The sequence below is a fragment of the Leptolyngbya sp. FACHB-8 genome (assembly GCF_014695575.1).
Lineage (GTDB): Bacteria > Cyanobacteriota > Cyanobacteriia > Elainellales > Elainellaceae > Vacuolonema.
Genome location: NZ_JACJOO010000050.1, coordinates 104,173 through 129,314 on the forward strand (window position 1 = coordinate 104,173; position 25,142 = coordinate 129,314).

General features: G+C 51.5%; 18 protein-coding genes. 6 read left to right on the top strand and 12 right to left on the bottom strand.

What is annotated here, in order from left to right:
- Nucleotides 1-692: 692 nt before the first annotated feature.
- The 7 genes from murQ to H6F91_RS11690 form a co-directional block, all read right to left on the bottom strand.
- Nucleotides 693-1,622 (bottom strand): N-acetylmuramic acid 6-phosphate etherase, encoded by a 930-nt coding sequence (gene murQ, locus H6F91_RS11660; protein ID WP_190772313.1) that lies wholly within the window; start codon nucleotides 1,620-1,622, stop codon nucleotides 693-695.
- Nucleotides 1,622-1,999 (bottom strand): DUF3110 domain-containing protein, encoded by a 378-nt coding sequence (locus tag H6F91_RS11665; RefSeq protein ID WP_190772314.1) that lies wholly within the window; start codon nucleotides 1,997-1,999, stop codon nucleotides 1,622-1,624. The genes murQ and H6F91_RS11665 overlap by 1 nt, the downstream gene beginning before the upstream one ends.
- Nucleotides 2,000-2,468: 469 nt before the next feature.
- Complete coding sequence (larE, locus tag H6F91_RS11670) at nucleotides 2,469-3,302, bottom strand: ATP-dependent sacrificial sulfur transferase LarE (protein ID WP_190772315.1); 834 nt, start codon at nucleotides 3,300-3,302, stop codon at nucleotides 2,469-2,471.
- A 277-nt stretch (nucleotides 3,303-3,579) separates the two neighbouring features.
- Nucleotides 3,580-4,038 (bottom strand): type II 3-dehydroquinate dehydratase, encoded by a 459-nt coding sequence (aroQ, locus tag H6F91_RS11675; protein ID WP_190772316.1) that lies wholly within the window; start codon nucleotides 4,036-4,038, stop codon nucleotides 3,580-3,582.
- A gap of 3 nt (nucleotides 4,039-4,041) precedes the next feature.
- Nucleotides 4,042-4,179 (bottom strand): hypothetical protein, encoded by a 138-nt coding sequence (locus H6F91_RS11680; protein ID WP_190772317.1) that lies wholly within the window; start codon nucleotides 4,177-4,179, stop codon nucleotides 4,042-4,044.
- A 201-nt stretch (nucleotides 4,180-4,380) separates the two neighbouring features.
- On the bottom strand, nucleotides 4,381-5,787 hold the full coding sequence (locus H6F91_RS11685) for a GAF domain-containing sensor histidine kinase (RefSeq protein ID WP_190772318.1): 1,407 nt from the start codon (nucleotides 5,785-5,787) through the stop codon (nucleotides 4,381-4,383).
- A 1,451-nt stretch (nucleotides 5,788-7,238) separates the two neighbouring features.
- Nucleotides 7,239-7,931: a response regulator transcription factor gene (locus H6F91_RS11690; protein ID WP_190772319.1), complete on the bottom strand. Its 693-nt coding sequence runs from the start codon at nucleotides 7,929-7,931 to the stop codon at nucleotides 7,239-7,241.
- Between the two features lie 723 nt (nucleotides 7,932-8,654).
- On the opposite strand from H6F91_RS11690, the gene H6F91_RS11695 reads away from it, so the two are divergent.
- Entirely contained in the window at nucleotides 8,655-9,248 is a 594-nt protein-coding gene (locus tag H6F91_RS11695) for a glyoxalase-like domain protein (RefSeq protein WP_190772320.1), read from the top strand.
- Nucleotides 9,249-9,288: 40 nt separating this feature from the next.
- A complete protein-coding gene (locus tag H6F91_RS11700) occupies nucleotides 9,289-9,663 on the top strand; it encodes a hypothetical protein (RefSeq protein WP_190772321.1) in 375 nt (124 codons plus the stop codon).
- A gap of 159 nt (nucleotides 9,664-9,822) precedes the next feature.
- On the opposite strand, the gene H6F91_RS11705 is transcribed toward H6F91_RS11700, so the two are convergent.
- Nucleotides 9,823-10,284 (bottom strand): GNAT family N-acetyltransferase, encoded by a 462-nt coding sequence (locus tag H6F91_RS11705; RefSeq protein WP_206754927.1) that lies wholly within the window; start codon nucleotides 10,282-10,284, stop codon nucleotides 9,823-9,825.
- 167 nt (nucleotides 10,285-10,451) lie between these two features.
- Entirely contained in the window at nucleotides 10,452-11,081 is a 630-nt protein-coding gene (locus H6F91_RS11710) for an adenylate/guanylate cyclase domain-containing protein (RefSeq protein WP_190772323.1), read from the bottom strand.
- Nucleotides 11,082-11,374: 293 nt separating this feature from the next.
- Between H6F91_RS11710 and thrC the strand changes: the two genes are divergently transcribed.
- Nucleotides 11,375-12,691, top strand: a complete 1,317-nt coding sequence (thrC, locus tag H6F91_RS11715) for a threonine synthase (RefSeq protein WP_190772324.1) — start codon at nucleotides 11,375-11,377, stop codon at nucleotides 12,689-12,691.
- A gap of 307 nt (nucleotides 12,692-12,998) precedes the next feature.
- The gene (locus tag H6F91_RS11720) at nucleotides 12,999-13,274 is read left to right on the top strand and encodes a MoaD/ThiS family protein (protein ID WP_190772325.1); all 276 of its coding nucleotides are present in this window, start codon (nucleotides 12,999-13,001) and stop codon (nucleotides 13,272-13,274) included.
- 179 nt (nucleotides 13,275-13,453) lie between these two features.
- On the opposite strand, the gene H6F91_RS11725 is transcribed toward H6F91_RS11720, so the two are convergent.
- Nucleotides 13,454-14,092 carry a histidine phosphatase family protein gene (locus H6F91_RS11725; protein WP_190772326.1) on the bottom strand — a complete coding sequence of 213 codons (639 nt, stop codon included), beginning with the start codon at nucleotides 14,090-14,092 and terminating at the stop codon, nucleotides 13,454-13,456.
- Between the two features lie 362 nt (nucleotides 14,093-14,454).
- Between H6F91_RS11725 and H6F91_RS11730 the strand changes: the two genes are divergently transcribed.
- A complete protein-coding gene (locus tag H6F91_RS11730; protein ID WP_190772327.1) occupies nucleotides 14,455-14,829 on the top strand; it encodes a response regulator in 375 nt (124 codons plus the stop codon).
- 1 nt (nucleotide 14,830) lies between these two features.
- Complete coding sequence (locus H6F91_RS11735; protein ID WP_190772352.1) at nucleotides 14,831-16,246, top strand: HAMP domain-containing sensor histidine kinase; 1,416 nt, start codon at nucleotides 14,831-14,833, stop codon at nucleotides 16,244-16,246.
- A gap of 252 nt (nucleotides 16,247-16,498) precedes the next feature.
- On the opposite strand, the gene H6F91_RS11740 is transcribed toward H6F91_RS11735, so the two are convergent.
- Both H6F91_RS11740 and H6F91_RS11745 read right to left on the bottom strand, forming a co-directional pair.
- Nucleotides 16,499-18,193, bottom strand: coding sequence for a response regulator (locus tag H6F91_RS11740; protein WP_190772328.1), 1,695 nt, complete (start codon nucleotides 18,191-18,193; stop codon nucleotides 16,499-16,501).
- 97 nt (nucleotides 18,194-18,290) lie between these two features.
- Entirely contained in the window at nucleotides 18,291-25,004 is a 6,714-nt protein-coding gene (locus H6F91_RS11745; RefSeq protein ID WP_190772353.1) for a HAMP domain-containing protein, read from the bottom strand.
- Nucleotides 25,005-25,142: the final 138 nt, after the last annotated feature.

Below are 25,142 nucleotides of genomic sequence, written 5' to 3' on the forward strand. Positions count from 1 at the left end.
CCCATAAGCGAAGTTATAGTTGCATCTTGCACCTTGCCATCCCGAAATTCAAAGTCCTCATGTTCTCGCGGCTACGTGGTAAAAACACGAAAACTGCGTATTTTGACATAGCATCTAAGTATAGCTACTGTCATTTTTGTCAGAACGTAGGCCGAGGGCGAGACGCTGCACAACTTAATCCTTAGCTAGTAGTCTGTCAATGTTCAAGTGTGGGGTTGACCCACACTTGAACATGAAATTTGAGGAGTTTTTGAGGGGTTGTAGACCCCTCAAAAACTCCTTGACAGCGTGCTGGTGTCTTAATAAAAATAGCCGGGGCATGTTTTAAAGTTGATTGAAAGAGTCATTTTTTCGTGCATAAAGCACACGAAAAAATGACCTTTAAAGCAGGTCCTAGCCATGAGCGGCAGAAATCAACCGTGGTTGGAATGGAGAATCGTTCAAATCTTCCACCCCAAATAACCTGAGTTCGGGTTAAGGGTGTTTCCGAGTACCGTGCGTTGCATGGCACTCGAAAAAGCTCATTTTGGCGTACGCTTTGCGCACGCCAAAATGAGCTTTTCAGCTTATCCCGAACTGAGGTCAAATATAGGAAAACTTAAACTTTTGAACACAGGGCTGTTTGGAAGTTTTTTTTGGATAAGCGTAAGAAAGAACACCTTTCCAGACAGCTTTAAAGTACGTGGTGGTGTTTAAGCATCAGGACGAGCCGCCGCTACCGCTTGCCGGAGATGTCCTTGGTGCTCTGTTAGAAGGCGATCGCTCGTGTCCACATCCAAGCCGGTCCAGTGCATGAGTAGTGCTAGCTTGACCCGCCGCTGGCTGCGCTCTAATAGCTCAGCCGCTCCATCTCGGCTCAATTGGGTGAGGTCTTGGACAATCCGAACGGCCCGATCCAGCAACTTCTGATTGGTAACAGCCACATCTACCATGCGGTTACCGTAGACCTTACCAAGCCGCACCATCGTTCCAGTAGAAAGAATATTCAGGGCCATTTTGGTAACGGTTCCGGCCTTCAATCGGGTGGAACCCGCTAGAATTTCAGGGCCAACCAGCAAGCGAATATCAATGTCTACCGCAGCGGATACCTGCTCGGCTGGTACACAGGCGATAAAGATGGTGGTAGCTCCGCGTTGACGGGCTTCTGCCAAAGCTCCGTGGACGTAAGGGGTTGTGCCTCCAGCAGCAATGCCCACTACAACATCATGCGAAGTGATTTGACGCTGGGCGATCGCCTCTGCCCCATCCTCTGCTCGATCTTCTTTATCTTCGGAACTGCGAACCAAAGCTGGCTCGCCGCCAGCAATAATGCCTTGTACCAGTTCAGGAGGCGTACAAAAAGTGGGAGGACACTCTGCTGCATCCAAGACTCCGAGCCGACCACTGGTACCGGCTCCTACATAAAACAGCCGACCTCCCTGGCTCAGGGTTGCTGCGGTTCGATCAATAGCCTCTGCCAGTTTTTCTCGAACTGCGGCGATAGCTGCAACCGTTTTTTGGTCCTCCTGGTTAAACAGCGTCACCATCTCTAAGGTAGATAAGCTATCAAGCTGCTCACTGGCGGGGTTGGCCTGTTCGGTCAGAAGGTGACCGCGCTCTGATAGTCCTGTGGCTTGCGTCATTACAGCAATCCCTCCAAGCGGCGGCGAATCGCATCTAGCTCTGAGGTGGAGAAATCATCCGGTGGCGGCTCTGGCCCCTTTTCAGGATCCCACTCAACGTCGTCCAAATTTGTTTCAGGGGGGATAGCAAGGGTTCCTTCAGGGACCAGAACACACTCGTACTCCGCTTCCTCGCAAAATTCCTCCACCTCTTCCGACTCAATAGGCTCCACACTAGGAGACAGGAAATCTTGGGCTTCCAATAGCAGCCCATAGCGAGTGGCATCTTCCTCTGACTCAAACATCAGCACAACATTACGGTCATCCTCCTGCATTTTGAGGGTATAGATGCCTTCGTTTTCAGTGCCAGGGTTGAACAGTAGGACGTATACACGCATGAAAATTACGGGGTGCAGGACAATACGGAACACGACTATGAAACCCCATGGTATAGCAGTAAGCTACAAAGGTTAAATTCGCCTGAAGTATTCCTAAAAAATCCCTGGCCCTATATCTTTTTAGGATTAGACGCATCCTCACATTGGATTGGTATTACGCATTTTTGTCAGTGATCTTTCCCACACTACCGCTATCGCAAAACTTATACCGGAAGGAGAGAGATTAGCTTAAACCGGTCTCCTTTGCAGCAATTCTCATTTTGAAATCCAACCCGAAAATAGCCCGCCTTCGGCGGGCTATTTTCGGGTTGGATTTCAAAGCTGAGAGTTCGTGCCCTTCGGGCACGAACTCTCAGCTTTGAAACCCATACTGAGAATTGCTGTCTCCTTTGGGTTACAAGCCCTATGTCAACTGCCACAGCAAGAATAGTGCTAGTTCTGAGTCCTTCAATCCTTCAAGTGTTGATTTTTAGGACTGTTTCAAGGCCAAAGCTCGATTGAGCTTGCCACTGCTAAATCCTTCCAGATCTAGGGTGACGTAGAGAAAGCCGTAAATCTGGAACTGTTCGACCAGGGCAGGTAGGTCTTGAGTCTGCACAAAGGCCTGAATGTCCTCAACCGGCAGTTCAATGCGGGCAGTGTCTCCCTCGGAACGCACGCGCAAATTCTTCAAGCCTAATTGCCGCAGATAGCGCTCAGCCCGACCGACTCGTTGCAATTTCTCAACGGTAATGGTTTCGCCGTAGGGGAAGCGGGAACTGAGACAGGGCTGAGCAGGTTTGTCCCACCAAGGCAGACCCAGATTACGGGAGAGCTCTCTCACTTCTAACTTGGAAATGCCAACTTCTGCCAGAGGCGATCGCGCTCCCCGTTCCTTAGCAGCCTGAATTCCTGGACGATAGTCACCCAAATCATCAGCATTTACCCCATCCACGACGTAGGGGTAGCCCCAGGCCAAAGCCAAAGGTTTTAACGTGTCGTGTAATTCGCTTTTACAGAAGTAGCAGCGGTTGACCGGATTGGCGGTGTAGTCCGGATTGTCCATTTCGTGCGTCTGGACAATTTTGTGAGGAATGCCCATCTCTGCTGCCTGCTTACGCGCATCTTCCAGATCCTCAGGCATTAGCGAAGGGGATTCGGCCGTGACGGCGAGGGCGCGATCGCCCAGCACATCAAAAGCCACCTTGGCTACTAAAGTACTATCAATACCACCAGAGTAAGCAATGAGCGCCTGTTCCATTTCCTGAAACAGGGCTTTTAGCTGCTCATACTTTTCTGCTAAGGTTCGCGTCGTTAAATCCATGACTCACCCCAACATTTGACCGCCAAGTCAAATTTCCCTGGCTACACTATCAAACAGTGTAACGAATTCTGGATAAAGCCATTTCAATGGAGTAATACCACCTGCTATGAACTCCGCTTCCTCTAGAAACGGTATGTTTTTTGTTGGAACGCCCGTGTAACGGGCATCCCAACGAAAAACATGCTGATAAGCAGAAATTTCCTGTGCAATGTAAGAGCACCTGAATAAATAAAACAGGGAGAGCGATCGCCCTCCCTGTTTCAGGTAGATGTTGCGGTCAACGCCGCAAATATTGCACAAGGGCACGCAGGCCCAAGTAATAGCTATCGGCTCCAAACCCACTCACTTGCCCAATGGCAACCGGAGCGATGTAAGAGTGGTGACGAAACTCTTCACGCCGGTAGATATTACTGAGGTGAACCTCAACCGTTGGAATTTCGGTGCCAGCAATGGCATCCCGAATAGCAACGCTGGTGTGAGTATAGGCTCCTGGGTTAATCAGCAAGCCATGACGCACTCCCATCGCAGCATGGATGTGGTCTATAAGGGCCCCCTCATGATTTTCCTGAAAGCTTTCGAGAGATACATTACCCAGGGCATTCGCTTCTTCCCGCAAGCGACGATCAATCTCTTGAAGGGTTATACGACCGTAGGTTTCGGGCTCACGCTTCCCCAGCAAATTAAGATTTGGCCCATGAAGAACCAAAAGATTGAGAGGCGAAGTGTTGTCTAGCAAGGCTTACCGGCGGCGCCCCCGATCATCAACAGGAATGGGAATCGGCTCAGCTTCGGGCTGCACATCAGGCCCAAGGATAGCTTCGATCAGCTTTTGTGCCCATTCCCGTAGCTTTTCCAGTACATTTTCAATGAAATCCATTGATCTGCTAGCTCCTTAGGTAGCTTAGAGCAGCCCTGCCCCTGCAGCGATCGCTTAACAGGGACAAAACCTCTAATCTTTCGATCTCAGTAAATAGATCATAACGAATCATCGAAAATGATCAAGTATTACTTTTTGAGCCTGCCTGCTATGAAGAGGCCGCTAACATCTGCCCCCACCTTCAACTCAGGGGCTTGCGGCTTATTCCGACAATTGAGGAATTGTTACAAGATAGCGATATCCGCTCTCCGGAGTACCCTGTAGCTTGATATCACCTCCATGAAGCTCAATGAGCTGCTTACAGAGGTTCAATTCCAGGCTTTGGCGGGAGACGGTAGCGATTTTCTTAGCTCGTTGCACTTCCGCAAGAGGGCTTTCTTCATCAATGTTTTCTGAAGCAAGCTCAGGATAGTTCGCTCCATTATCCCAGGTGCTTCCGGGAGTGCTTTCCATCAATTGCCGCAACAAGTAGTCGGCATGGGGCAGCCCATCTCCTAGCCAGGGATGATAGACAGAAATAGCCAGGGTTAGATGGTTGTCACGACGAGACACATGAACTCGGATATCGCTATCAGGGCTGGCGGCCTGAATCACACTGAGAACCAGGTGATACAGCATTTGCCGAATTTTATCCTTGTCGAGTAGCCAGATGCGATCGCTCGGCCCCAGCCCCATTGTCAAACGCAACTGCTGCTCTTGCCGTTGTGCAGCCTGCTGAAGAGCCGTAAGCGACTGCTGACAAAGCATTTCAATATCAACAGTGGATAGGTTCAGGGAAGCGTTCTTCTCTTCCAGAGCCCCTAACTCCAGCATTTCATTCAGCACAGAGAGTAAATACTGGCCACTGTTGTGGATGATGTCCATGTATTCCTTCTGTTTATCGGTCAAGGGGCCATAGATCTCGCGATTGAGAACACTAGCCATACCGAGAATAGAGGTAAGTGGGGTTCTTAGCTCTTGAGCCATGTGGGATAGCAGAGTTCCTTTAATGGCACTGATGTTACTTGTAAGAGGTGCTGGGGCACTAACTGCCATTTTTTCTGCGATCGTTTGCTTACGTAGATAGCTACGCTCGTACTCGCTCATACACCAGCGAGCAACCAACTCCAGCATTTCGAGTTCACGACTGGTAAATTGGCGAGGAGATAGGTCCATCACAGCCAATGTTCCAATGCAGTAGCCACTGGACGTAAATATGGGAACTCCAGCATAAGCCTGAATCCCATAGCGTTGAACCAAACGGCTGTTAGCAAACCGCTCATCTAAGCGAGTATCAGATAAGGTAAGAACCTGTTGTGTATCAAAAACCTGTGAGCAGAACGCTTCATTACGTGGGAGTTGGCGGGAGGTTGCCAACTCATTCATGAGCCCAATGCGGCAAAGCCCAAAGGCCGATTTGAAGAGCTGTCGATCTGGCTCCATCAAACCCAAGATACAAATAGGTGCATTCAATAAATGGGCTGCGGTTTGCGTTGCCTCCTCGAATACGGGCACGCTTTCGATATCCATCAGCCCTAATTCTGATATCGCCTTTGTCCGTCGATGCTCATCTAGCGCTTCAGCAGCATCGTCGTAATGGCAAAGTAATTTAGAATTTGGGTCTAGCATTGGAACCCTCTGATCAGGGGTAATGTTGTGGGCGCGAAGATGGGTGGAACAAAGGGTCTGATGTTTGGAACTTCAAAACACCAAATTGCCTTGATCTATTTTCAGGATTCCCTAAGTTAATTTGCGAATTGCACCATCATGCAAAGGGTCTGAATTTCGTCTAAACTCGTCATGCAGTAAGCTCAGAGTGATCGATAAGCCCCTATAAAATCATCCGTAATTCTACTGGCGAAACGAATGATTGGTTGAGGAAAACCCTTGTTTTCTAGGAGTTTATAAGGGTTGCATAATTCGAGCTTAAACAACTCAGGTTAAATTCAAGCAATTTCACTGACGGTTTCCGAAAAGCACCATCTCTAATAGGAAAGGACGTCTAAGATCGCAACAGCTACCCAAGCATTTTATAGCGCTTAAAGCAGTGCAAAACATTACGAGGAACTGCTGCAATACCTGATGTCTAGAGATATGTCTATTAAATTACAAAATCTTTAGCTCAGTTCGCTGGGGGCCACGTCTTAATCGAAACTGTTTTCTTAAGGATCTCTCGTCAAATCTTGTGTGAAGTCTTTATTGTTTTCTTACCTATAACTTAAAGTCCTGTATAATTTAAGTCAGGATTTTTGAGCCAGTGACTTTCGGGCGAAGCATAAGTCTGCGATGGGTTCAACTTAACCATTAGACTATCGTGCCGCGAGTGTGTTGTAGAAGAAAGGGTACAGAATGCCTCCACAACAGCCAAATATGGATGGATCTAAAGCATTACTTTCAACTCACCTTCTTTACGCATGAAATTCATAGGTAATGTCGTTTTTCTGAAGCTATACAGAATGGGAGGAGTGGCATGCAGTTCCACTCCTCCCATTCTGTATAGCTTCCTATTGATTTGAGATTAGGGTATTAAGGGATAAGCTGTGGCGATCGCCACAGCTTATCCCTTGTGCTCTGTCCCTAATGCAAGGGTCCATAGGGTGTGCCAAGTGCAATAAGGTACAACACAACGGCACTTGCCCCTACAAGGACTACCGCCAGATATAACCCCTGCATCATTTCCCGTGACATGCGCATACCAACCTCCTTCCCTGGGGGAACTTGAGCGAACCGTTCCTGCTGTTAGTGTCTGAAGCCAATGCCCCAGCAACATGACGATGCTACCGGTTTGCCGCTCCTCTGCCTGTCTTCTCAAGGGAAGAACCTAGAAATCCTAGGGCTGACTCCTGTATAGGGTCTTGTTTAACCACGGGGCTCACACAAGTGAGCTAGATACGAGCATTCAGAAGCATTCATAGAATTTACGGTGCTTGAAATCTGCTACATACCACACATGTGCCAGCCCCGAACTTTCAGCAATATTTTGGCCAGTCTTTCTAAAACCCCTGACTTTTGAAATACTGCGCTCCTTAAATTAGGGGATTCAGAAAAAACTGTCCGGATGGGTAGACGAGTTTCCAGTTCTAATTGGTCAGGCCATGCTCCAGAGCATAACGAACCAGCTCTGTACGGCTATTTGTGCCGGTTTTGCTGAATAAGCGGCTTACATACTTTTCAACATTACGTACGCTGGTTTCAAGGCGACGGGCAATTTCTTTGTTCATCAGACCCTCAACAACCAAATTAAGCACACTCTGCTCTCGGGGAGTAAAGTCAATTTTGATCGGAGCTGGGGTTTGAGTCACACCGCCTTTTTGGGTAAGCATCGAACGAATTTGAGCAATTTGTTCACGGATGTCGGCAATGTCGGATTTGTCGCCATCAGTGGCTGCCCGACTGAGAGAAGCTCGCCGCTCTAACAAGCTATTGACGATCGCCACCAATTCTTCTGGGTCAAAAGGTTTTGGTAGGTAAGCATCACAGCCTGCCTGATACCCCTGAATCCGATCAGTCGTCATACCGCGAGCTGTAAGGAACACCACCGGCAGGGTTTCAAATCGGGGGTCGTCGCGCATTTGCTGGAGAAACTGATAACCATCGACCTGGGGCATCATGATGTCGGATATGACCAGATCGGGTAGAGTTTGCTCCAACAAATCCCATCCTTCGCGGGCATTACTGGCCACATGCACGGTAAATCCACTGTCCTCCAGGTAAGCCTGTACGGCCTGCCGTAAACCTGGTTCATCATCTACCAGCAACAACTGTCCAGTCATTTGCGTATCTCCACCATGTATGCAGTTTAGGGGCAAGAGTTTCCAGGAGTACCAGTTGAAAGGAAAGGGGCATGCTTTGGCTATAGAGCTCAATGCTGCCGTTCTCCTGGCATTCACCCTTTCCTACCGTACCGTGCCAAAATCCCAATTTCCAGAGAAGCATAGTAATAGATAGATGCGGAGCTTGCACCAGAACTCCGATCCCTCTTTTCACCTGTGCTAGAGAACAACAGAGGTGAGGACTAGTAGGCTGCGGCCTAAGTTCGCAACCTATGTTTTGTGTGGGGTGCTTCGCACCCCACACAAAACATAGGTGATGGATTTCCGCCTCAGCGTACTAGGGAGCACAAATAAAACAACCTGTACTTGTTTTTGAGGGCGGGCGAAACTGCTTCTTCCTCAAAAACAAGTACAGGTTATTCAATACACGATCCTAAGCAGAAAGCCGCCTGATATATCCAACTTGAGTTCAGGTTAAGGACGTTTTCGAGAGTTGCGAATTGCGGGGCACTAGAAAAGATCCATTTTTGTGTGCAAAAAGCACACAAAAATGGATAGTTCAGGTAATCCCAAAGCGGGGTTATTTACAAAGTGGGGATTGTGGATGAAAAATTGCCCCTTTCGAAGCCTTTTCCAACACCCTCGAAAAGATGCTGATAAACTGGAAGCAAGCAAGGATATTCCCTTGCTTTTAATTTAGGAAATTTTCTTTCGGAACCCTAAATGTTGCTGCTGTCAGCGTTTGATTTATCCCTATCGTCCCTCTCCTCAGTGTTGATGGCTCTACCCTTAGTTGATGGGTTGCTGTCCACTCAGGGAGTTATGGTTATGCTCCTGGTGGCCTACGCCGGAGCCATGTGGATGTTTCTTACCAGTGCACCTAAGGTCTACACAGTGATGGTGTCTGACCTGGATTTGGCCCGTCGCATCTATGAAGATGTGCTCGATCTGTCGGCGGCGGATGTGCCTTTGCACTACTACTACAACTACGAGCAAACTTTGGGGGCTGCCTCAATTGACCCCACGTTTTTCTCAACAGCCGCCTACGGTGCTACACCGACACGGGCAGCTAATGCTCCAGAAGGACTGTGGTATCAACTCAGAAAAAACACTCAGCTTCATGTTGTTTCAGGAGCCAGCATGGGCCAAAACGACCGACAGCGCCATGTCTGCTTCGACCATGATTGTATGGAATTGTTGCTGATGCGCGCCCAGACCCGGGGAGCTCAGTATAAAATACGTCGCGATAAGCCTCTTAATTTCCTCTTAAAGGATTGGCAGGGGCGCATTTATGAAATGGCCGAAATATCAAATTAGCTGTCACCGAGTCACGACCTAAAATAGGTTGGAGGCATCCATGGAGACCCTGATCGAAGTCGGTTTAGTTGAAGCCCTTGCGGCGGCTCTCTTTGTTGGTTTCTGCCTGTTTATTAGCTATTTGCTCCAGCCTCGGAAGGTCTATGAACGGCGGCTAGCTCAAATACTTGACCAAATCGCAGAACCTGAAAGGCTAGTTCCCCCGCAGTTAACCTATCGAGGAGCACCCTGCCCAGCGCCAGTTGTACAGGCTCCTCCAGTTGAGATTCCTGCACCTCCAGAAATAAAACTTGAGCCTGCTGTCCCGGTTCAAGCGGCAGCACCTGTTATTCAGCTGACTTACCGGGGTGTGCCCTATAGGCAGGTATCTGTAACCAGCTCGGACGTGACGTCGTTGGGCGATCGCCCTCAATAACATCCAATTCACTTGGGATCGTGCATTGAACAACCTGCGATTCTTTCTTGGAAGTGGTGGCTAAGCCACCACTTCCAAGAAAGAATGACAGGTTGTTTTATTTGTGATTCTTGAGCAAGCTTCAGCAGTGGCACAGTGAAATGTACTGCGCCACTCTTTTTATACTTGGCCTGCCTGTGAAGGCTTGACCCATCGCGTCAGAAGTTGGCGATCATTATCCTCAAATCCAATGTTTCGGTAGAGGCGTTGAGCGGATGAATTATGCCGTTCGACCTCCAGGTAAAGCCGTTTGATGCCCTGCTGCTGACAAAAGCCTTCAATAAAGTCAAAGGTTTTTCGCCCAATGCCCTGTCCCCGGTAGGGTTCCTGCAAGTAAATTTCATCGACACACGCTTCCTGGCCCAGTGCTTCCAGGCTATAGCCCAGGGCTAGCATCACATAACCGATGGGGTTAGGACAGCAGATCAGCCAGATGCGACCCCAGTGAGGGTGAGCGAGGAGATCTTCCAGGGCTTGAGGAAGGCGATCGCCGGGATCAGGATGTTGGTCGTAGGCATAGTAAGCCTGGATCATTGGCAGCAACCGAGGAATGTCTGATGGGGTAGCCGATCTGAAAGACAAGTTAGATTCCATCGGTTCCTTCCATGATCGGGATGGGACGGTTCTAAGCAACAAAGCCAGGACGTAGTATTACATGCTACACCCTGGCTTACTAAGGAGATTTCTGAGAAACAATATCCCCATTATTTGGAAATCTCCTAAGTTTCTGGCTATGGAAATAGGGACGGCTATGATAGTTGCTCTTGACGACAACGGTAAGCCTTCAAGTCGAGCCCTGAGATGTGAATGACATGGCTTTCAACAGCGTCCTGTTCTGGGTCTAGACATTGAGCTGCAGCTTCGGTCAACCAAATTTCGTTGGCAGCGGCTACGTCTTCCCCAAGTTTGGAGGCCAGATTCATTTCAACACCGTAGACATTGTTGTAATGAGTTGGCTCGGCCATCATCAACAACTCCCCATATCCAATACCGATGCTGGCCTGCATATTTAAGGGAGCAAGCCGCTTTATAGACTCCCGAGATACGGTCAGGGCAGTTGCAACATTCGGGAAAACGGCGTAGATATTGTCCACCTCAATTTTGAAGATTTGGCCGCCTTGCTGTTCAAACAGGGGTACCAGGGTTCGCCGCATTTGTTCCACCCTGGCGAGGGCTTCAATAATATTGCTCTGCTGACAGCCTCGAGAAAAACCGGCGGAATCTAATACCAGCACCGCGTAAGTTTCGACGAATAATTCGCGGATGTGGTTGTCGATGGCAGCCCGTTTATCGGGGTGGTCAAGGCGATCGCTCAACAACCGCTCCAACTCGGGCTGAGAATTACCACGATAGACAAAGAAGGAATTAGAACACGACATAGCAAGATTTCAGGAATTTTTGAAGGAGAAATGTTTGGAACCAGGTGACGGATTTAAGCGACCTCGGCAATTTTTTTGAAGTGAGCCGAGACGCTTTCCAGGGAACGCGACACCAGTATGCCCTGAAACCCTCGCCAATACATCAGAAGAGCATACCCGACTTTTTTTATCGGGTATGTTTGACGGGGTTTGTAGCCCGTGTTACTATCAGCTCAACTTGTTCGAGAAACGGGTGAAATGCCCACTCCATAAACCCTTTAAAGTTTTCAGCGTACCAAGGAACTTTTTACAACATGACTCAGGCTATCGACCCCACCACTCTGAACCGTACCCCTGCTACAGCGGCCACCTTTACAGCTCTGCAGTGTAAAGAGTGTGGTGCCGAATATGAACCGAAGGCAATCCATGTTTGTGAAAGTTGCTTTGGCCCCCTAGAAGTTGCCTACGACTACAGCGCCCTGGCTCGCACCGTTACCCGCCAAACCATTGAAGCTGGCCCCAACTCGATCTGGCGCTACCGTTCCTTTCTCCCCGTTGCGACCGACAACCCCATTGATGTGGGCACCGGGATGACTCCTCTGCTCAAAGCCAATCGTCTGGCTCGCCGCCTGGGAATCAAAAACCTCTACATCAAAAACGATGCAGTCAACATGCCCACCCTGAGCTTCAAGGATCGGGTGGTGTCTGTGGCTCTGACTCGCGCCCGTGAATTGGGCTTCACCACCGTTTCCTGTGCCAGTACCGGAAACCTGGCGAACTCGACTGCAGCGATCGCCGCTCATGCTGGTTTGGAGTGCTGCGTCTTCATTCCTTCCGATTTGGAAGCCGGGAAAGTGCTCGGCACTCTGATTTATGCTCCCACAGTGATGGCTGTTCATGGCAACTACGACCAGGTCAACCGCCTCTGCTCGGAAGTCGCTAACACCCACGGCTGGGGCTTTGTCAACATCAACCTGCGCCCCTACTACTCTGAGGGTTCTAAGACCCTGGGTTATGAAGTCGCTGAGCAGTTGGGATGGCAACTGCCTGACCACGTTGTCGCTCCGCTGGCTTCTGGTTCCTTGTTCACCAAGATCTACAAAGGCTTCAATGAGTTTGCCAAGATTGGCCTGGTAGAAGAAAAGGCAGTACGTTTCAGTGGTGCCCAGGCCGAAGGTTGCTCCCCCATTGCTCAAGCCTTCCGCGAAGAGCGCGACTTCATCTCACCTGTGAAACCAAATACCATTGCAAAATCCATTGCGATCGGCAACCCTGCTGATGGTGTTTATGCTCTAGAAATCGCTCGCAAAACAAACGGCAACATTGAATCTGTTACCGATGCGGAGATTGTAGAAGGGATTAAGCTGCTAGCAGAAACGGAAGGCGTGTTCACCGAGACGGCTGGAGGTACCACTATCGCCACTCTGAAGAAGCTGGTAGAAGCCGGAAAGATTGACCCCGATGAAGTCACGGTAGCCTACATCACCGGCAATGGCCTCAAGACCCAGGAGGCAGTACAAGGTTATGTGGGTGAGCCCCTCACCATTGAGCCTAAGCTAGAAAGCTTCGAGCGGGCTCTGGAGCGGGCTAAGACCCTGGATCGTCTGGAATGGCAGCAAACCATCGTTTAATACGGTCGAAGGATTGGGTTTTCGTGGACTATCTCCGCGAAAACCCAGTTCTGGCCCACGACGAGGTTACAGAGTAACTGAAAGGCCTTACCTGAATAATCTTTATCCGGATAATGTTTATAAAGATTTGACGGAAAAGCCATGAGATCTTGTTAAGGACACGTTCTTCTTCAAGATGATCCGCTAGGCTTTACCTAGAGCCCGTTTCATCAAGAACTGTTTTTTACTAAAGGGAACCGACCTTTTAGCCCTAATTTCTGCTCTACTTAGAGCGTATTCCCCCTATTTTCACCACTTCAAGCTGATCATGGCTATCAAAGTTTTGATTCCCACCCCCCTACAGAAGTTTACGAAAGATCAGGCAACCGTCGAGTGCAGCGGTGCAACGATCGATGACCTGATGAACGAACTGGAAACTCAATTCCCAGGCATTAAGGCACGTCTATGCGATGATGCTGGGAACCTGCGGCGCTTTATCAACTTTTACGTCAACAGTGAAGACATTCGCTTTTTGGAAGGGCAGAGCACAGCTCTGAAGGATGGCGATGAGGTTAGCATTGTTCCGGCTGTAGCTGGCGGTTGAACCTCTGTAGAGATCTAAAAAGAATCGTGCGTGGTGCCGGGCACCACGCACGATTCTTTTTAGATCAAGATTTAGTCAAACATGTGAATGGGATGGAGTGAAAGAGGCACTTCGTGCCTCTTTCACTCCATCCCATTCACATATCTAGAACACAGCTCATCACACACGACTTTAGGACATCAGGTGCCGATGCGGCTGAAAAGCTCAGGGCTCATGTAGGAGCGATCGCCCAGCCGTTGTAGCAAGGGGCCATGGACGTCGAACTTCACAACCGTGAGGGATGCGGCGGGTACGTCGATGCGATCGCGATACCGCCCGATATCAATTCCCAGTAGGCTACACAACATAATCCGAATGGTGGCTTTGTGGGATACCACAAGCACATTACCGGAAGTATATTTCTGTTCAATTTCGGCCAGAACTAGATTGGCGCGGCTGGCAATTTGTACCGAGGTTTCACCGCCTGTAGGAGGATTCCATGCGGGTTCTGTGAGCCACCGTACATAGTCGTCGTTGTAGTGTTCTTTCACATACTCAGGGGTTTGCCCCTCCCACTCGCCGTAATGGATTTCCTTCAGGCCGTCGCGGAGGTGCATATCCTGGGCGATCGCATCACAAAGAGGCTTCGCGGTCGCAATAGTGCGCCTCATAGGACTGGCATAAACTGCATTCCAGGGCAAAGCCGCGTAAGCTTCTGCAAATTCCTGGGCCATGGTATGGCCTTCAGGCGTCAATTCGGGGTCAATGCTGCCGCAATATCCTCCGGTTTGACTGTAAGGAGTTTCGCCGTGGCGCAATAAGTAGAGGATTAGGCTCATGACACAGTCCGTAGGGGCAAATGATTGAGAGATCACGTCTTCGCACCTATCGTACCGAAAAGAAATTTATCAGCCATGTCTCAAAGGTCTCACGCATGAAAATTAGTATTGTGAGGGAATGAAATGGAACGACGTGCGATCGCTTAGCGTTCCATTTCATTCGCCTCAACAACACGCCAAAATTAGGTACTGTCGAATTATCGGAAGGACGCTAAACACTCCTGCCACAATAACCAGGCCCATATTAAAAAACGCGACCAAAAATTCCTTTGTATAAAAGTTGGCTCATCTGTACCGATAGAGAGATGCCCACCGAGTTATTTTTTTGTGAAGCTCGTGTAGATGTTTAATACCTGGGTACCATGACTCACGTTCTATTGGTAGATGATGAAGCTCCCCTGAGGGAAAGCCTCACCTACACACTGCGAAAAGAAGGATATGAAGTTTCGACCGCAGTGGATGGACACAGTGCGATTAAACAGTTTCATAAGCTTGGGCCAGACATTGTACTGTTGGATTTGATGTTGCCCGAAGTAGATGGAATGGAAATTTGTTGGCGAATTCGGGCTTTTTCCAATGTTCCTATTGTGATGTTGACAGCGAAGGATCAGGATATTGATAAGATCCGGGGTTTGGAAGCAGGAGCTGATGACTACATCACAAAACCCTTTAACACCCGAGAGTTATTAGCTCGCATGAAGGCAGCCCTGCGCCGCCATGGTGGAGAGCGCACGTAACATGGGCTGGTCGCCTCGACGCATTAACTGGAATTCAATTCATACTCGGCTCTTAGCTAGCTACCTACTTCTAGCGACCCTGGGCACGTCGCTTATGTCTGGCTACATTTTGTGGTCATTTTATGCCTACTTTATGGATACCAGGCAGACAGACCTGAATAATTTGGCAGCCGCCTTAAGTGAAAGCGTTGCAGATGCGTTGGAGAGTGGCAATATTGAGCAGGTGCGCGTCATTACTCAACGCTATGGGGCTCCTGAAAGCGTTACGGTCCGAGTGTTCAGCCCAGAAGGTACGTTGCTATCGACCTCTACCCCAGAGATCGATCGGCAAGTCACTGACTGGCTGGCCATACCGGGTATTGCTCAAGCGCTAAAGGGACAGCCTAGTCAGGGAGTTGCCAAAGGGGTCCTGACACGGGAGGATCGCCTTTACTCGAATAAGCCTATCGTGCGGAATAACGAGCTGATAGGAATGCTGCGAATTTCGATTACCCTCGGGCAATTCCAGCGGCAGTTTGCTCGGATCATCTGGACAATCTTAGGTAGCCTTGCTCTGACCATCTTCCTCTGCGCGTTGATCAGCGATCGCTTTGCCCGCAGTCTCTCCAAGCCCATTGAGACGATGCGGAGTTTTGCCATGCGGGTAGGGATGGGGCATTTTGGCGATCGCCTCTCCATTCGTACCAGCCAGGAACTTGACCAACTGGCTGCAGAACTCAACCGCATGAGTGAACGACTGGCCTCTCTGGATGAAGAACGGCGCGCATTTCTTGCGAATGTATCCCACGAGCTACGTACTCCCGTTAGTAACGTACAGGTGACCGTAGAAGCTCTGGAGAATGGGGCTGTTGAAGAAATTGAGTTGCGCGATCGCTTCTTCCAAACCATCAAGGATGAGACTAAACGATTATCCAGTTTGATCTACGACTTATTGGATTTGGGCCGCCTGGAAGCTGGGGTTGTGCAGCTCGACCAGCAAATGATGTCTCTGGAGGGCCTGGTGAACCGTGCTGTGCGGGCGATGGAGTTGCGGATGGATGCCAAGCAACTATCCGTCCAAGTGGATGTAACAGATGTGCAATTTATGGGTGACCCTGAGCGGCTCCTTCAAGCACTTCTGAATGTGCTGGATAACGCGATTAAACATTCGCAGACAGGGACAGAAATTTTTATTGCAGGACGACGCGGTAAAAATTCGGCTGTGCTCATTGTTCGAGATCAAGGACCGGGAATTCCCCGGAAGCACTTGCCGCATATTTTTGAGCAGTTTTATACGACCAATGCTTCTCGAAATGGCAACAGTACAGGACTGGGATTGGCGATCGCAAAACGTATTGTAGAGGCCCAAGGTGGCCGCATTACAGCCAGTAGCAAGGCCGGTGAAGGAGCAACGTTTACGATTACCCTGCCGCTTTAACGGTGTTGTATAGCGCTACGCGCTTAGAACCTGAAAAGCTCCGCTCCGCAGGGCTTTTCAAAAAAATACTGTCCTAACCCCATGTAAGGCTATATAGCGCTATGCACGTTGATTAAGTACGGTGGTGTGGGGCACTTCGTGCCCCACACCACCGTTGCTGTACTTAACGCACTTGCACATTGCTATAGATGCTCCAAAAGAGGGGTGTGCAGCGCCTCCCTCATACAATGAAGCGTAGACCCTCAATAGTTTCTATCGTTGCGGCAGGGTTTTAAGGGTGGTTAGTTGACCGATCGCCTGAATCAGATCTTTGGGTTCGACAGGTTTGGGAAGAAAGTGATGGAATCCGGCAGCGATCGCTTCGCGCTGGTCTTCTTGTTTGGTATAGGCACTGAGGGCGATCGCTGGGATGTTGTACCCCTGACCCTGTTCCCACTGGCGAATACGCTGGATCAGGCTGAGGCCATCCTCTTCGGGCATGGCGATGTCACTCAACAGGATATCGGGGCGATGGTCTTGCAGGTAGTCGATGGCGTCCTGAGCGGAAGCAACGGCCGTCACTTGAGCTTTGGCTTGTTCAAGTACCGCTATCAGAAATGCGCGGTTGTCACCGTTATCATCAACCACTAATACAGAAACGCGTTCGAGGGTCGGTACATCAACCGAATTGTAGTGGTAAGTAGGAACTGGCGAATCTGGAGTCACATCCTGAACCGAGGCAGCCATCGGTAAGTAAACCGTAAAGGTTGAGCCTTTGCCCGATCCACCGCTGGCGACCTCAATCCGTCCATTGTGCAAGTCGACTAACTGACGGACAATCGCCAACCCTAATCCCAGACCACCGTGAGAACGAGTGGAAGACGAATCAGCCTGCCGGAAGTACTCAAAGATGTAGGGTAGAAATTCTGGCTGAATGCCCACACCATTATCTTTGACCGTAATTTGAGCCACGGCAGAGATCGCCTCTTGATCGGGCTGTGGACCCAGAAGTAAGGGGGTGTTCGACCCAGCTTGGTTGGGGAGAACAGACAGCACGACCTCAATAATTCCGCCCTCGGGTGTGAACTTAATGGCATTAGACACCAGATTGCGCACAATTTGCTGAAGCCGCTCTATGTCACCCGACACCTTGCAAGGGGAGGAAGGAAATTGTTTTTTAATCTGAACGCCTTTAGCTTCGGCCAATACCCGCATCGACTCAATTTCCGCAGAAACCAGGATATTCAGATCGAGGGGTTTGCGGGACAAACATAGCTTGCCTCGCATCAGCCGAGCCACATCCAGAATATCTTCCACCAATTGAGCCTGAGACTGGGCATTGCGGCTGATAACTTCCAGAGCCCGCTGAGTCGTCTCTGGATCAAACTGTTTGGTTTCTAACAGCTTAGCCCAGCCCAGAATGGAATTGAGGGGGGTGCGCAGTTCGTGAGAGACGATCGCCAAAAACTCATCTTTCAAGCGGTTAGCGGCTTCGGCTTGTTGTCGCGCTAATTGCTCGCGGATAATTTCAATCTTTTGGGCAGATAGCTCAGCCGCCTGCCGTTCTACTTCCTGAGTCTTCTTAAACAGTTCTACAAAGACAGTCACTTTGGAAACCAGAATGACCGGATCGATGGGCTTCAGAAGGTAATCTACCGCTCCCAGGGAGTAGCCCTTCATCTGCCACATATCGTTGGTATTAAACGCAGTGATGAAAATGATAGGGGTGTGTTGCGATCGCTCCCGCTGGCGAATCAACGACGCTGTTTCAAACCCATCCATCCCCGGCATCTGCACATCCAGCAGAATCACCGCAAAGTCTTGCTTGAGTAGACACCGAAAGGCTTCTTCCCCGGAATGAGCTTTCACCAGATTCTGCCCCATCCCCGAAAGGATGGCCTCCAGGGCGATCAGGTTTTCGTTGTGATCGTCCACTAAGAGAATGTTGACCTTGGAGTCAGAAACCATAATAGGCGGGAATAAAGTGGTCGTTGGCAGCGGATGGGTCAGGGCCGGGGCGCAAGGGGGCGCGGGAGTGAGGGAACTCCCTGCCCCCTGCGGGGAGTTATTTGACGGATTGGCAGAGCCAGATGCGGAGGAGAGAGAGCAGTTGCTCAATTTCCACGGGTTTGGGGATGTAGTCCGTGGCTCCAGCCTCGATGCATTTTTCGCGATCGCCCTTCATTGCTTTAGCGGTCAAGGCAATCATGGGGAGATCTGAAAACTGGCTCATGTCTCGAATGGATCGCATGGTTTCGTAGCCATCCATTTCCGGCATCATGATGTCCATCAACACCACGTCCACATCGGGGTTGCTTTGGAGAGCGGCGATACCATCTCGCCCGTTTTCGGCGTAGATTACCTCCATTTGATGGCGTTCCAACATACTGGTGAGGGCGAAGATGTTGCGCACGTCGTCGTCGACGATCAGCACTTTCTTACCGGCCAATACGGGGTCATTACGACGCAACTGTTCCAGCATTTGCCGTTGTGGTTCGGGCAGTTTGGACTGTACCCGATGGAGGAAGAGTGCGGTTTCATCTAGCAAACGTTCAGGCGATCGCACTCCCTTCAGTATTAAAGTATCGGAAAGTCTACGTAATTCGGTTTCCTCCTGAGGGCTTAACTCTTTGCCGGTGTAGATAATAATGGGCATCCGTCCGGCAATGGGTTCTCGCTTGATCTGCTCGATTAGCTCAAAGCCATTCATATCTGGCAGCATCAGATCCAGCACGAGGCAGTCGAAGGCTTGGGAGCGGAGGGCTTCCAGGGTTTCGGCCCCATTACTAACGGCGGTGGTTACAACGTCACCATGGCCGATCAAATCCACCAAGCTCTGACGTTGAATGTCGTCATCCTCGACAATCAACAACTGCTTCACAGGGCGCTCCACAAATTCCTTCAGGTTCGCCAGGGCATTGTGTAGAGAATCACTGCTGATGGGCTTTTGCAGGTAGGCGATCGCCCCCTGACGCAGACCGCGATCGCAGCCATCCTCCACCGTCATGATGTGGACAGGGATATGGCGGGTAGCCGGATCGTGCTTGAGGTAGTTCAACACCGTCCAGCCATCCAGAATGGGCAGGCGAATGTCGAGCATGATGGCCGTGGGTTGGAATTCCCGTGCCATTTCCAGACCCACATCCCCTCGGGTTGCAACGAGCCCCTTAAACCCTTGCTGTCGCGACAGATCCAAAAGGATACGGGCAAAGTTGAGGTCGTCTTCGATGATTAACAGAACGCTATCCTCGGGTTCGATGGAAATGCGATCGTCATCAATCAACGGGTCTGAACTGGGGACGCTGAGATTTGTAGGCAACGGGGGCAGTATTTCCGGAGGAGCCGTCGGCGCTGGGGCGATCGGCAGAGTTCCCATGGATGAGAACCGTCGGGAGTCACCGTCTAACCGTCGGCCCGACCCGTTTCCGTTGGCCATGCCGTTATCGCTTCCATGAGATTGCTCAGGCATTCCAGGGTAGACCAGCGGTAGGTAAAGGGTGAAGGTGCTGCCCTGACCTAGTTCGCTATGGAGGCGAATTTCACCCCCAAGCAACTGAGCAATTTCTCGGCTGATGGAGAGCCCCAACCCGGTGCCACCATAGCGACGGCTGGTGGTGCCATCCTCCTGCTGGAAGGCCTCGAAAATGATTTGCTGCTTTTCGGTGGCGATGCCAATACCCGTATCGGTAACAGCAAAGGCAATCACCTGGCCTGCCCGGTTGAGAATGTCGTTCTCGGGGCTCCAGCCCTGCTTGACGGCGCTGATCTCCAAGGCGACATGGCCTCGTTCCGTAAACTTGAAGGCATTCGCCAGCAAATTCTTCAACACCTGTTGCAGCCGCTTCGCGTCGGTGTGCATGGTGCGGGGCAGGTACTCGTCGAAGCGTAAGTGAAACTCCAGCTTGCGATCGATCGCCACCTGACGGAAGGTGCGCTCCAGGTGAATGTGCAGGTCGGTAAACAGCATCTGCTCGGCTTCCACCGAAATGGTGCCGGACTCGATCTTCGCCAGGTCTAAGATGTCGTTGATTAGCCCTAACAGGTCGTTACCGGCGGAGTAGATGGTCTGGCTGTACTCCACCTGCTTAATGGTGAGGTTGCCGTCACTGTTATCGGACAGCAGCCGGGCCAGGATGAGCAAGCTGTTGAGCGGTGTCCGAAGTTCGTGGGACATATTGGCCAGAAACTCGGACTTGTACTTGGAGGTAAGAGCGAGCTGTTCGGCTTTCTCTTCGAGCGATCGCCGCGCCTGCTCAATCTCACTGTTCTTCCGTTCCACCTCACGGTTCTGGAGGGCCAGCAGTTCGGCTTTTTCTTGCAACTCTTCGTTGGTTTGTTGCAATTGCTCCTGCTGGTTCTTCAGCAGTTCTTCCGACGCCTTCAGGGATTGGGCCTGTTGCTCCAGTCGCTTGTTGGTTTCGGTTAACTCTGACTGCTGACTTTGTAGCTCTTCCGCCAGAGATTGGGATTGCTTCAGCAGCTCCTCCGTTCTCATGCTGGCGGCGATCGTGTTTAGAACGATGGCGATACTTTCCGTTAGTTGGTCGAAGAACGTCAGGTGGATTTCGTTGAAGCGGTTGAAGGAAGCTAGCTCTATGACCGCCGTGACCTGACCTTCAAACAGTACAGGCAGTACGACCACGTTCATCGGCGGTGCTTCGCCCAGACCCGAGCTGATTCTGATGTAGTCGGCTGGAACTTCGGTAATCAGAATCCGCTCTTTTTCCAGGGCACACTGCCCGACTAAACCTTCGCCCAGATAGAAGCGGTTGGCTAAATTCTTCCGTTCGCGGTAAGCATAGGTGCTCAACAGCTTCAGGAAGGGAGGATGGATTTCGCTGGTTTCCAGTAAGTAGAACACGCCATGCTGAGCGGATACCAGTGGAGCCAGTTCCGACAGGATGAGCTTCGACACCGTTTCCAAATCCCGTTGGCCTTGCAGCATTCGGGTGAACTTCGCCAGGTTGGTTTTGAGCCAGTCCTGCTCGGTGTTCTTCTGCGTTGTTTCGCGCAGGTTGGCGATCATCAGGTTCACGTTGTCCTTCAGGATCGCCACCTCGCCCTGGGCTTCCACCGCAATGGATCGGGTCAGGTCACCCTTGGTTACCGCGGTTGCCACCTCGGCGATCGCTCGTACCTGGGTGGTTAGATTCGCCGCCAGTTCGTTTACGTTGTCCGTCAAGTCACGCCAGGTTCCCGACGCACCCGGTACCTTCGCCTGACCTCCCAGTTTTCCTTCGATTCCCACCTCGCGGGCCACGGTGGTTACCTGGTCGGCAAAGGTCGCCAGCGTATCGATCATCTCGTTGATCGTGTCAGCCAGGGTTTCGATTTCACCCTTCGCGTCGAGCATCAGCTTCCGCTTCAGGTCACCGTTCGCCACCGCCGTTACCACTTTCGCGATGCCTCGTACCTGGGCGGTGAGGTTACCGGCCATGGAGTTCACGTTGTCCGTGAGGTCTTTCCAGATACCCGCAACCCCGGTCACTAACGCCTGTCCACCCAGTTTCCCTTCGGTACCTACTTCCCGCGCAACCCGCGTTACCTCTGAGGCGAAGGAGCTGAGCTGGTCCACCATGATGTTGATGGTGTTTTTCAGCTCGTAAATCTCACCGCGCACATCTACCGTAATCTTCTTGGAGAGGTCGCCGTTGGCGATCGCCGTTGCCACCTCCGCGATGTTCCGTACCTGGGCTGTCAGGTTGCCGGCCATGGAGTTTACCGAGTCCGTCAGGTCTTTCCAGGTTCCGGCTACTCCGGGTACCTGCGCCTGTACCCCCAGTTTTCCTTCCGTTCCCACTTCTCGGGCAACCCGGGTTACCTCGGAGGCGAAGGAGTTGAGCTGGTCCACCATGATATTGATGGTGTTCTTCAGCTCCAAAATCTCCCCTTTTACATCCACGGTGATCTTCTTGGACAAGTCGCCGTTCGCCACCGCCGTCGTCACTTCCGCGATGTTCCGCACCTGGGCTGTTAGCGAACCCGCCATGAAGTTCACCGAGTCCGTGAGGTCTTTCCACGTTCCGGCCACCCCTCGCACTTCCGCTTGCACACCCAGTTTTCCTTCGGCACCTACTTCTCGGGCAACCCTTGTCACCTCAGAAGCAAAGGAGTTGAGCTGGTCCACCATCGTGTTGACCGTGTTTTTCAGCTCCAGAATTTCACCTTTTACGTCGACCGTAATCTTCTTAGATAAGTCGCCATTCGCCACCGCCGTCGTCACCGCTGCGATGTTTCGTACCTGGGCTGTTAGCGAACCCGCCATGAAGTTCACCGAGTCCGTGAGGTCTTTCCAGGTTCCGGCTACACCGCGTACATCGGCTTGCACACCGAGTTTTCCTTCCGCACCTACTTCTCGGGCAACCCGCGTTACCTCAGAAGCAAAGGAGCTGAGCTGGTCCACCATGATGTTGATGGTGTTCTTCAGCTCGAAGATTTCGCCTTTTACCTGCACGGTAATCTTCTTGGAGAGGTCGCCGTTGGCGATCGCCGTCGCAACTTCTGCGATGTTCCGTACCTGGGCCGTCAGGTTGCCCGCCATCGAGTTCACGTTATCCGTGAGGTCTTTCCAGGTTCCGGCCACCCCGCGTACTTCCGCTTGTACACCGAGTTTTCCTTCCGTTCCTACCTCACGAGCGACTCGGGTTACCTCAGAGGCGAAGGAGCTGAGCTGATCCACCATCGTGTTGATCGTGTTCTTCAGCTCCAGAATCTCGCCTTTTACATCTACCGTAATTTTCTTGGAGAGGTCGCCGTTCGCCACCGCCGTCGTTACTTCGGCAATGTTCCGCACCTGGGCCGTCAGGTTTCCGGCCATGGAGTTTACCGAGTCCGTGAGGTCTTTCCACGTACCCGCAACCCCGCGTACCTCCGCTTGTACCCCCAGCTTTCCTTCCGTTCCCACCTCTCGGGCAACCCGCGTTACCTCAGAGGCGAAGGAGTTGAGCTGGTCCACCATCACGTTGATCGTGTTCTTCAGCTCCAGAATCTCGCCTTTTACATCTACGGTGATTTTCTTAGAGAGGTCGCCGTTCGCCACCGCCGTCGTTACTTCCGCGATGTTCCGCACCTGGGCTGTCAGCGAACCGGCCATGAAGTTTACCGAGTCCGTCAGGTCTTTCCACGTACCGGCCACCCCGCGTACTTCCGCTTGACCCCCCAGCTTTCCTTCGGCACCTACTTCTCGGGCCACCCGCGTTACCTCCGAGGCGAAGGAGTTGAGCTGGTCCACCATGATGTTGATGGTGTTCTTCAGTTCGAAAATCTCGCCTTTTACGTCTACCGTAATCTTCTTGGAGAGGTCGCCGTTGGCGATCGCCGTCGCAACTTCGGCAATGTTTCGCACCTGTCCGGTCAGGTTACCGGCCATCAGGTTCACGTTATCCGTCAAGTCCTTCCAGGTTCCGGCAACTCCCGGTACTTCGGCTTGTACCCCCAGTTTTCCTTCCGTTCCTACTTCCCGCGCAACCCGCGTTACCTCAGACGCAAAGGAGTTGAGCTGGTCCACCATCGTGTTGATCGTGTTCTTCAGCTCCAGAATTTCACCTTTTACATCTACCGTAATCTTCTTGGAGAGGTCGCCGTTCGCCACCGCCGTCGTCACCTCGGCGATGTTTCGTACTTGCGCTGTCAACGAACCCGCCATGAAGTTTACCGAGTCCGTGAGGTCTTTCCACGTACCTGCAACACCCCGCACTTCCGCTTGGCCGCCCAGCTTCCCGTCTGCCCCTACTTCCCGCGCAACCCGCGTTACCTCCGAGGCGAAGGAGTTGAGCTGGTCCACCATGATGTTGACCGTGTTCTTCAGCTCAAGAATTTCGCCTTTTACGTCTACCGTAATTTTCTTGGAGAGGTCACCGTTCGCTACCGCCGTCGTTACTTCGGCAATGTTCCGCACCTGGGCGGTCAGGTTGCCCGCCATCAGGTTTACCGAATCCGTCAAGTCTTTCCAGGTTCCAGCCACTCCGGGCACCTGGGCCTGCACACCCAGTTTTCCTTCCGTCCCTACTTCCCGCGCAACCCGGGTTACCTCAGACGCGAAGGAGTTGAGCTGGTCCACCATCACGTTGATCGTGTTCTTCAGCTCTAGGATCTCGCCTTTTACATCTACGGTAATTTTCTTAGAGAGGTCACCGTTCGCCACCGCCGTCGTCACCTCGGCAATGTTCCGCACCTGGGCTGTCAAGTTGCCCGCCATGGAGTTTACCGAGTCCGTCAAGTCCTTCCACGTACCCGCCACCCCGCGGACTTCCGCTTGCACACCCAGCTTTCCTTCCGTTCCCACTTCCCGCGCAACCCGCGTTACCTCAGAGGCGAAGGACTGGAGCTGATCCACCATCGTGTTAACGATCTGGGCGGTTTGGAGGAATTCCCCCTGAAGCGATCGCCCCTCCAGCTCGGTCGGAATAGATTGCGTCAAATTCCCGTTCGCCACCGCTCGAATGACTCGGGTAATCTCCGCCATCGGTTGAACAAGGTCAACAATTAGAGTGTTGATGGATTTCTCACAAGCTTTCCAGGAACCCCGCGCTTGACCCAGCGATGCCCGCTCGTTGATTTTTCCCTCTTTACCCACAACGGTGCTGATGCGTTCCAGCTCCGTCGTCATCTGCTCATTCTTTTCAATAATGTCGTTGAGAGTATCTGCTATCTTTCCGGCGATTCCGGTTTGATCAACCGGCATTCGTATGGCGAAATTGCCCTTTTTAACTTCCGTTAAGACGCTCAGAAGTTGCTTGAGATCAATAGTGGAGTCGCTGGAGGCTTGTGCAGTTGGCATAAGGGTGTCGCAAAGAGCGGTGACGGGTGCGGTTGCCGGGAGAGTCGAGCCATGCCCAAAGATAGGGCTGTATACAACCCCCCTGAGGGGATCATCCGCCCTTAAGGCGATCACCCGCCTCAGTCTCCAGACATACCT

What these genes read in the sequence shown, in the direction of transcription:
- murQ (WP_190772313.1), bottom strand. Translation starts at nt 1,622, where the DNA reads ATGACGCAAGCCACAGGACTATCAGAGCGCGGTCACCTTCTGACCGAA.
- H6F91_RS11665 (WP_190772314.1), bottom strand. Translation starts at nt 1,999, where the DNA reads ATGCGTGTATACGTCCTACTGTTCAACCCTGGCACTGAAAACGAAGGC.
- larE (WP_190772315.1), bottom strand. Translation starts at nt 3,302, where the DNA reads ATGGATTTAACGACGCGAACCTTAGCAGAAAAGTATGAGCAGCTAAAA.
- H6F91_RS11680 (WP_190772317.1), bottom strand. Translation starts at nt 4,179, where the DNA reads ATGGATTTCATTGAAAATGTACTGGAAAAGCTACGGGAATGGGCACAA.
- H6F91_RS11685 (WP_190772318.1), bottom strand. Translation starts at nt 5,787, where the DNA reads ATGCTAGACCCAAATTCTAAATTACTTTGCCATTACGACGATGCTGCT.
- H6F91_RS11690 (WP_190772319.1), bottom strand. Translation starts at nt 7,931, where the DNA reads ATGACTGGACAGTTGTTGCTGGTAGATGATGAACCAGGTTTACGGCAG.
- H6F91_RS11695 (WP_190772320.1), top strand. Translation starts at nt 8,655, where the DNA reads ATGTTGCTGCTGTCAGCGTTTGATTTATCCCTATCGTCCCTCTCCTCA.
- H6F91_RS11700 (WP_190772321.1), top strand. Translation starts at nt 9,289, where the DNA reads ATGGAGACCCTGATCGAAGTCGGTTTAGTTGAAGCCCTTGCGGCGGCT.
- H6F91_RS11710 (WP_190772323.1), bottom strand. Translation starts at nt 11,081, where the DNA reads ATGTCGTGTTCTAATTCCTTCTTTGTCTATCGTGGTAATTCTCAGCCC.
- thrC (WP_190772324.1), top strand. Translation starts at nt 11,375, where the DNA reads ATGACTCAGGCTATCGACCCCACCACTCTGAACCGTACCCCTGCTACA.
- H6F91_RS11720 (WP_190772325.1), top strand. Translation starts at nt 12,999, where the DNA reads ATGGCTATCAAAGTTTTGATTCCCACCCCCCTACAGAAGTTTACGAAA.
- H6F91_RS11725 (WP_190772326.1), bottom strand. Translation starts at nt 14,092, where the DNA reads ATGAGCCTAATCCTCTACTTATTGCGCCACGGCGAAACTCCTTACAGT.
- H6F91_RS11730 (WP_190772327.1), top strand. Translation starts at nt 14,455, where the DNA reads ATGACTCACGTTCTATTGGTAGATGATGAAGCTCCCCTGAGGGAAAGC.
- H6F91_RS11735 (WP_190772352.1), top strand. Translation starts at nt 14,831, where the DNA reads ATGGGCTGGTCGCCTCGACGCATTAACTGGAATTCAATTCATACTCGG.
- H6F91_RS11740 (WP_190772328.1), bottom strand. Translation starts at nt 18,193, where the DNA reads ATGGTTTCTGACTCCAAGGTCAACATTCTCTTAGTGGACGATCACAAC.
- H6F91_RS11745 (WP_190772353.1), bottom strand. Translation starts at nt 25,004, where the DNA reads ATGCCAACTGCACAAGCCTCCAGCGACTCCACTATTGATCTCAAGCAA.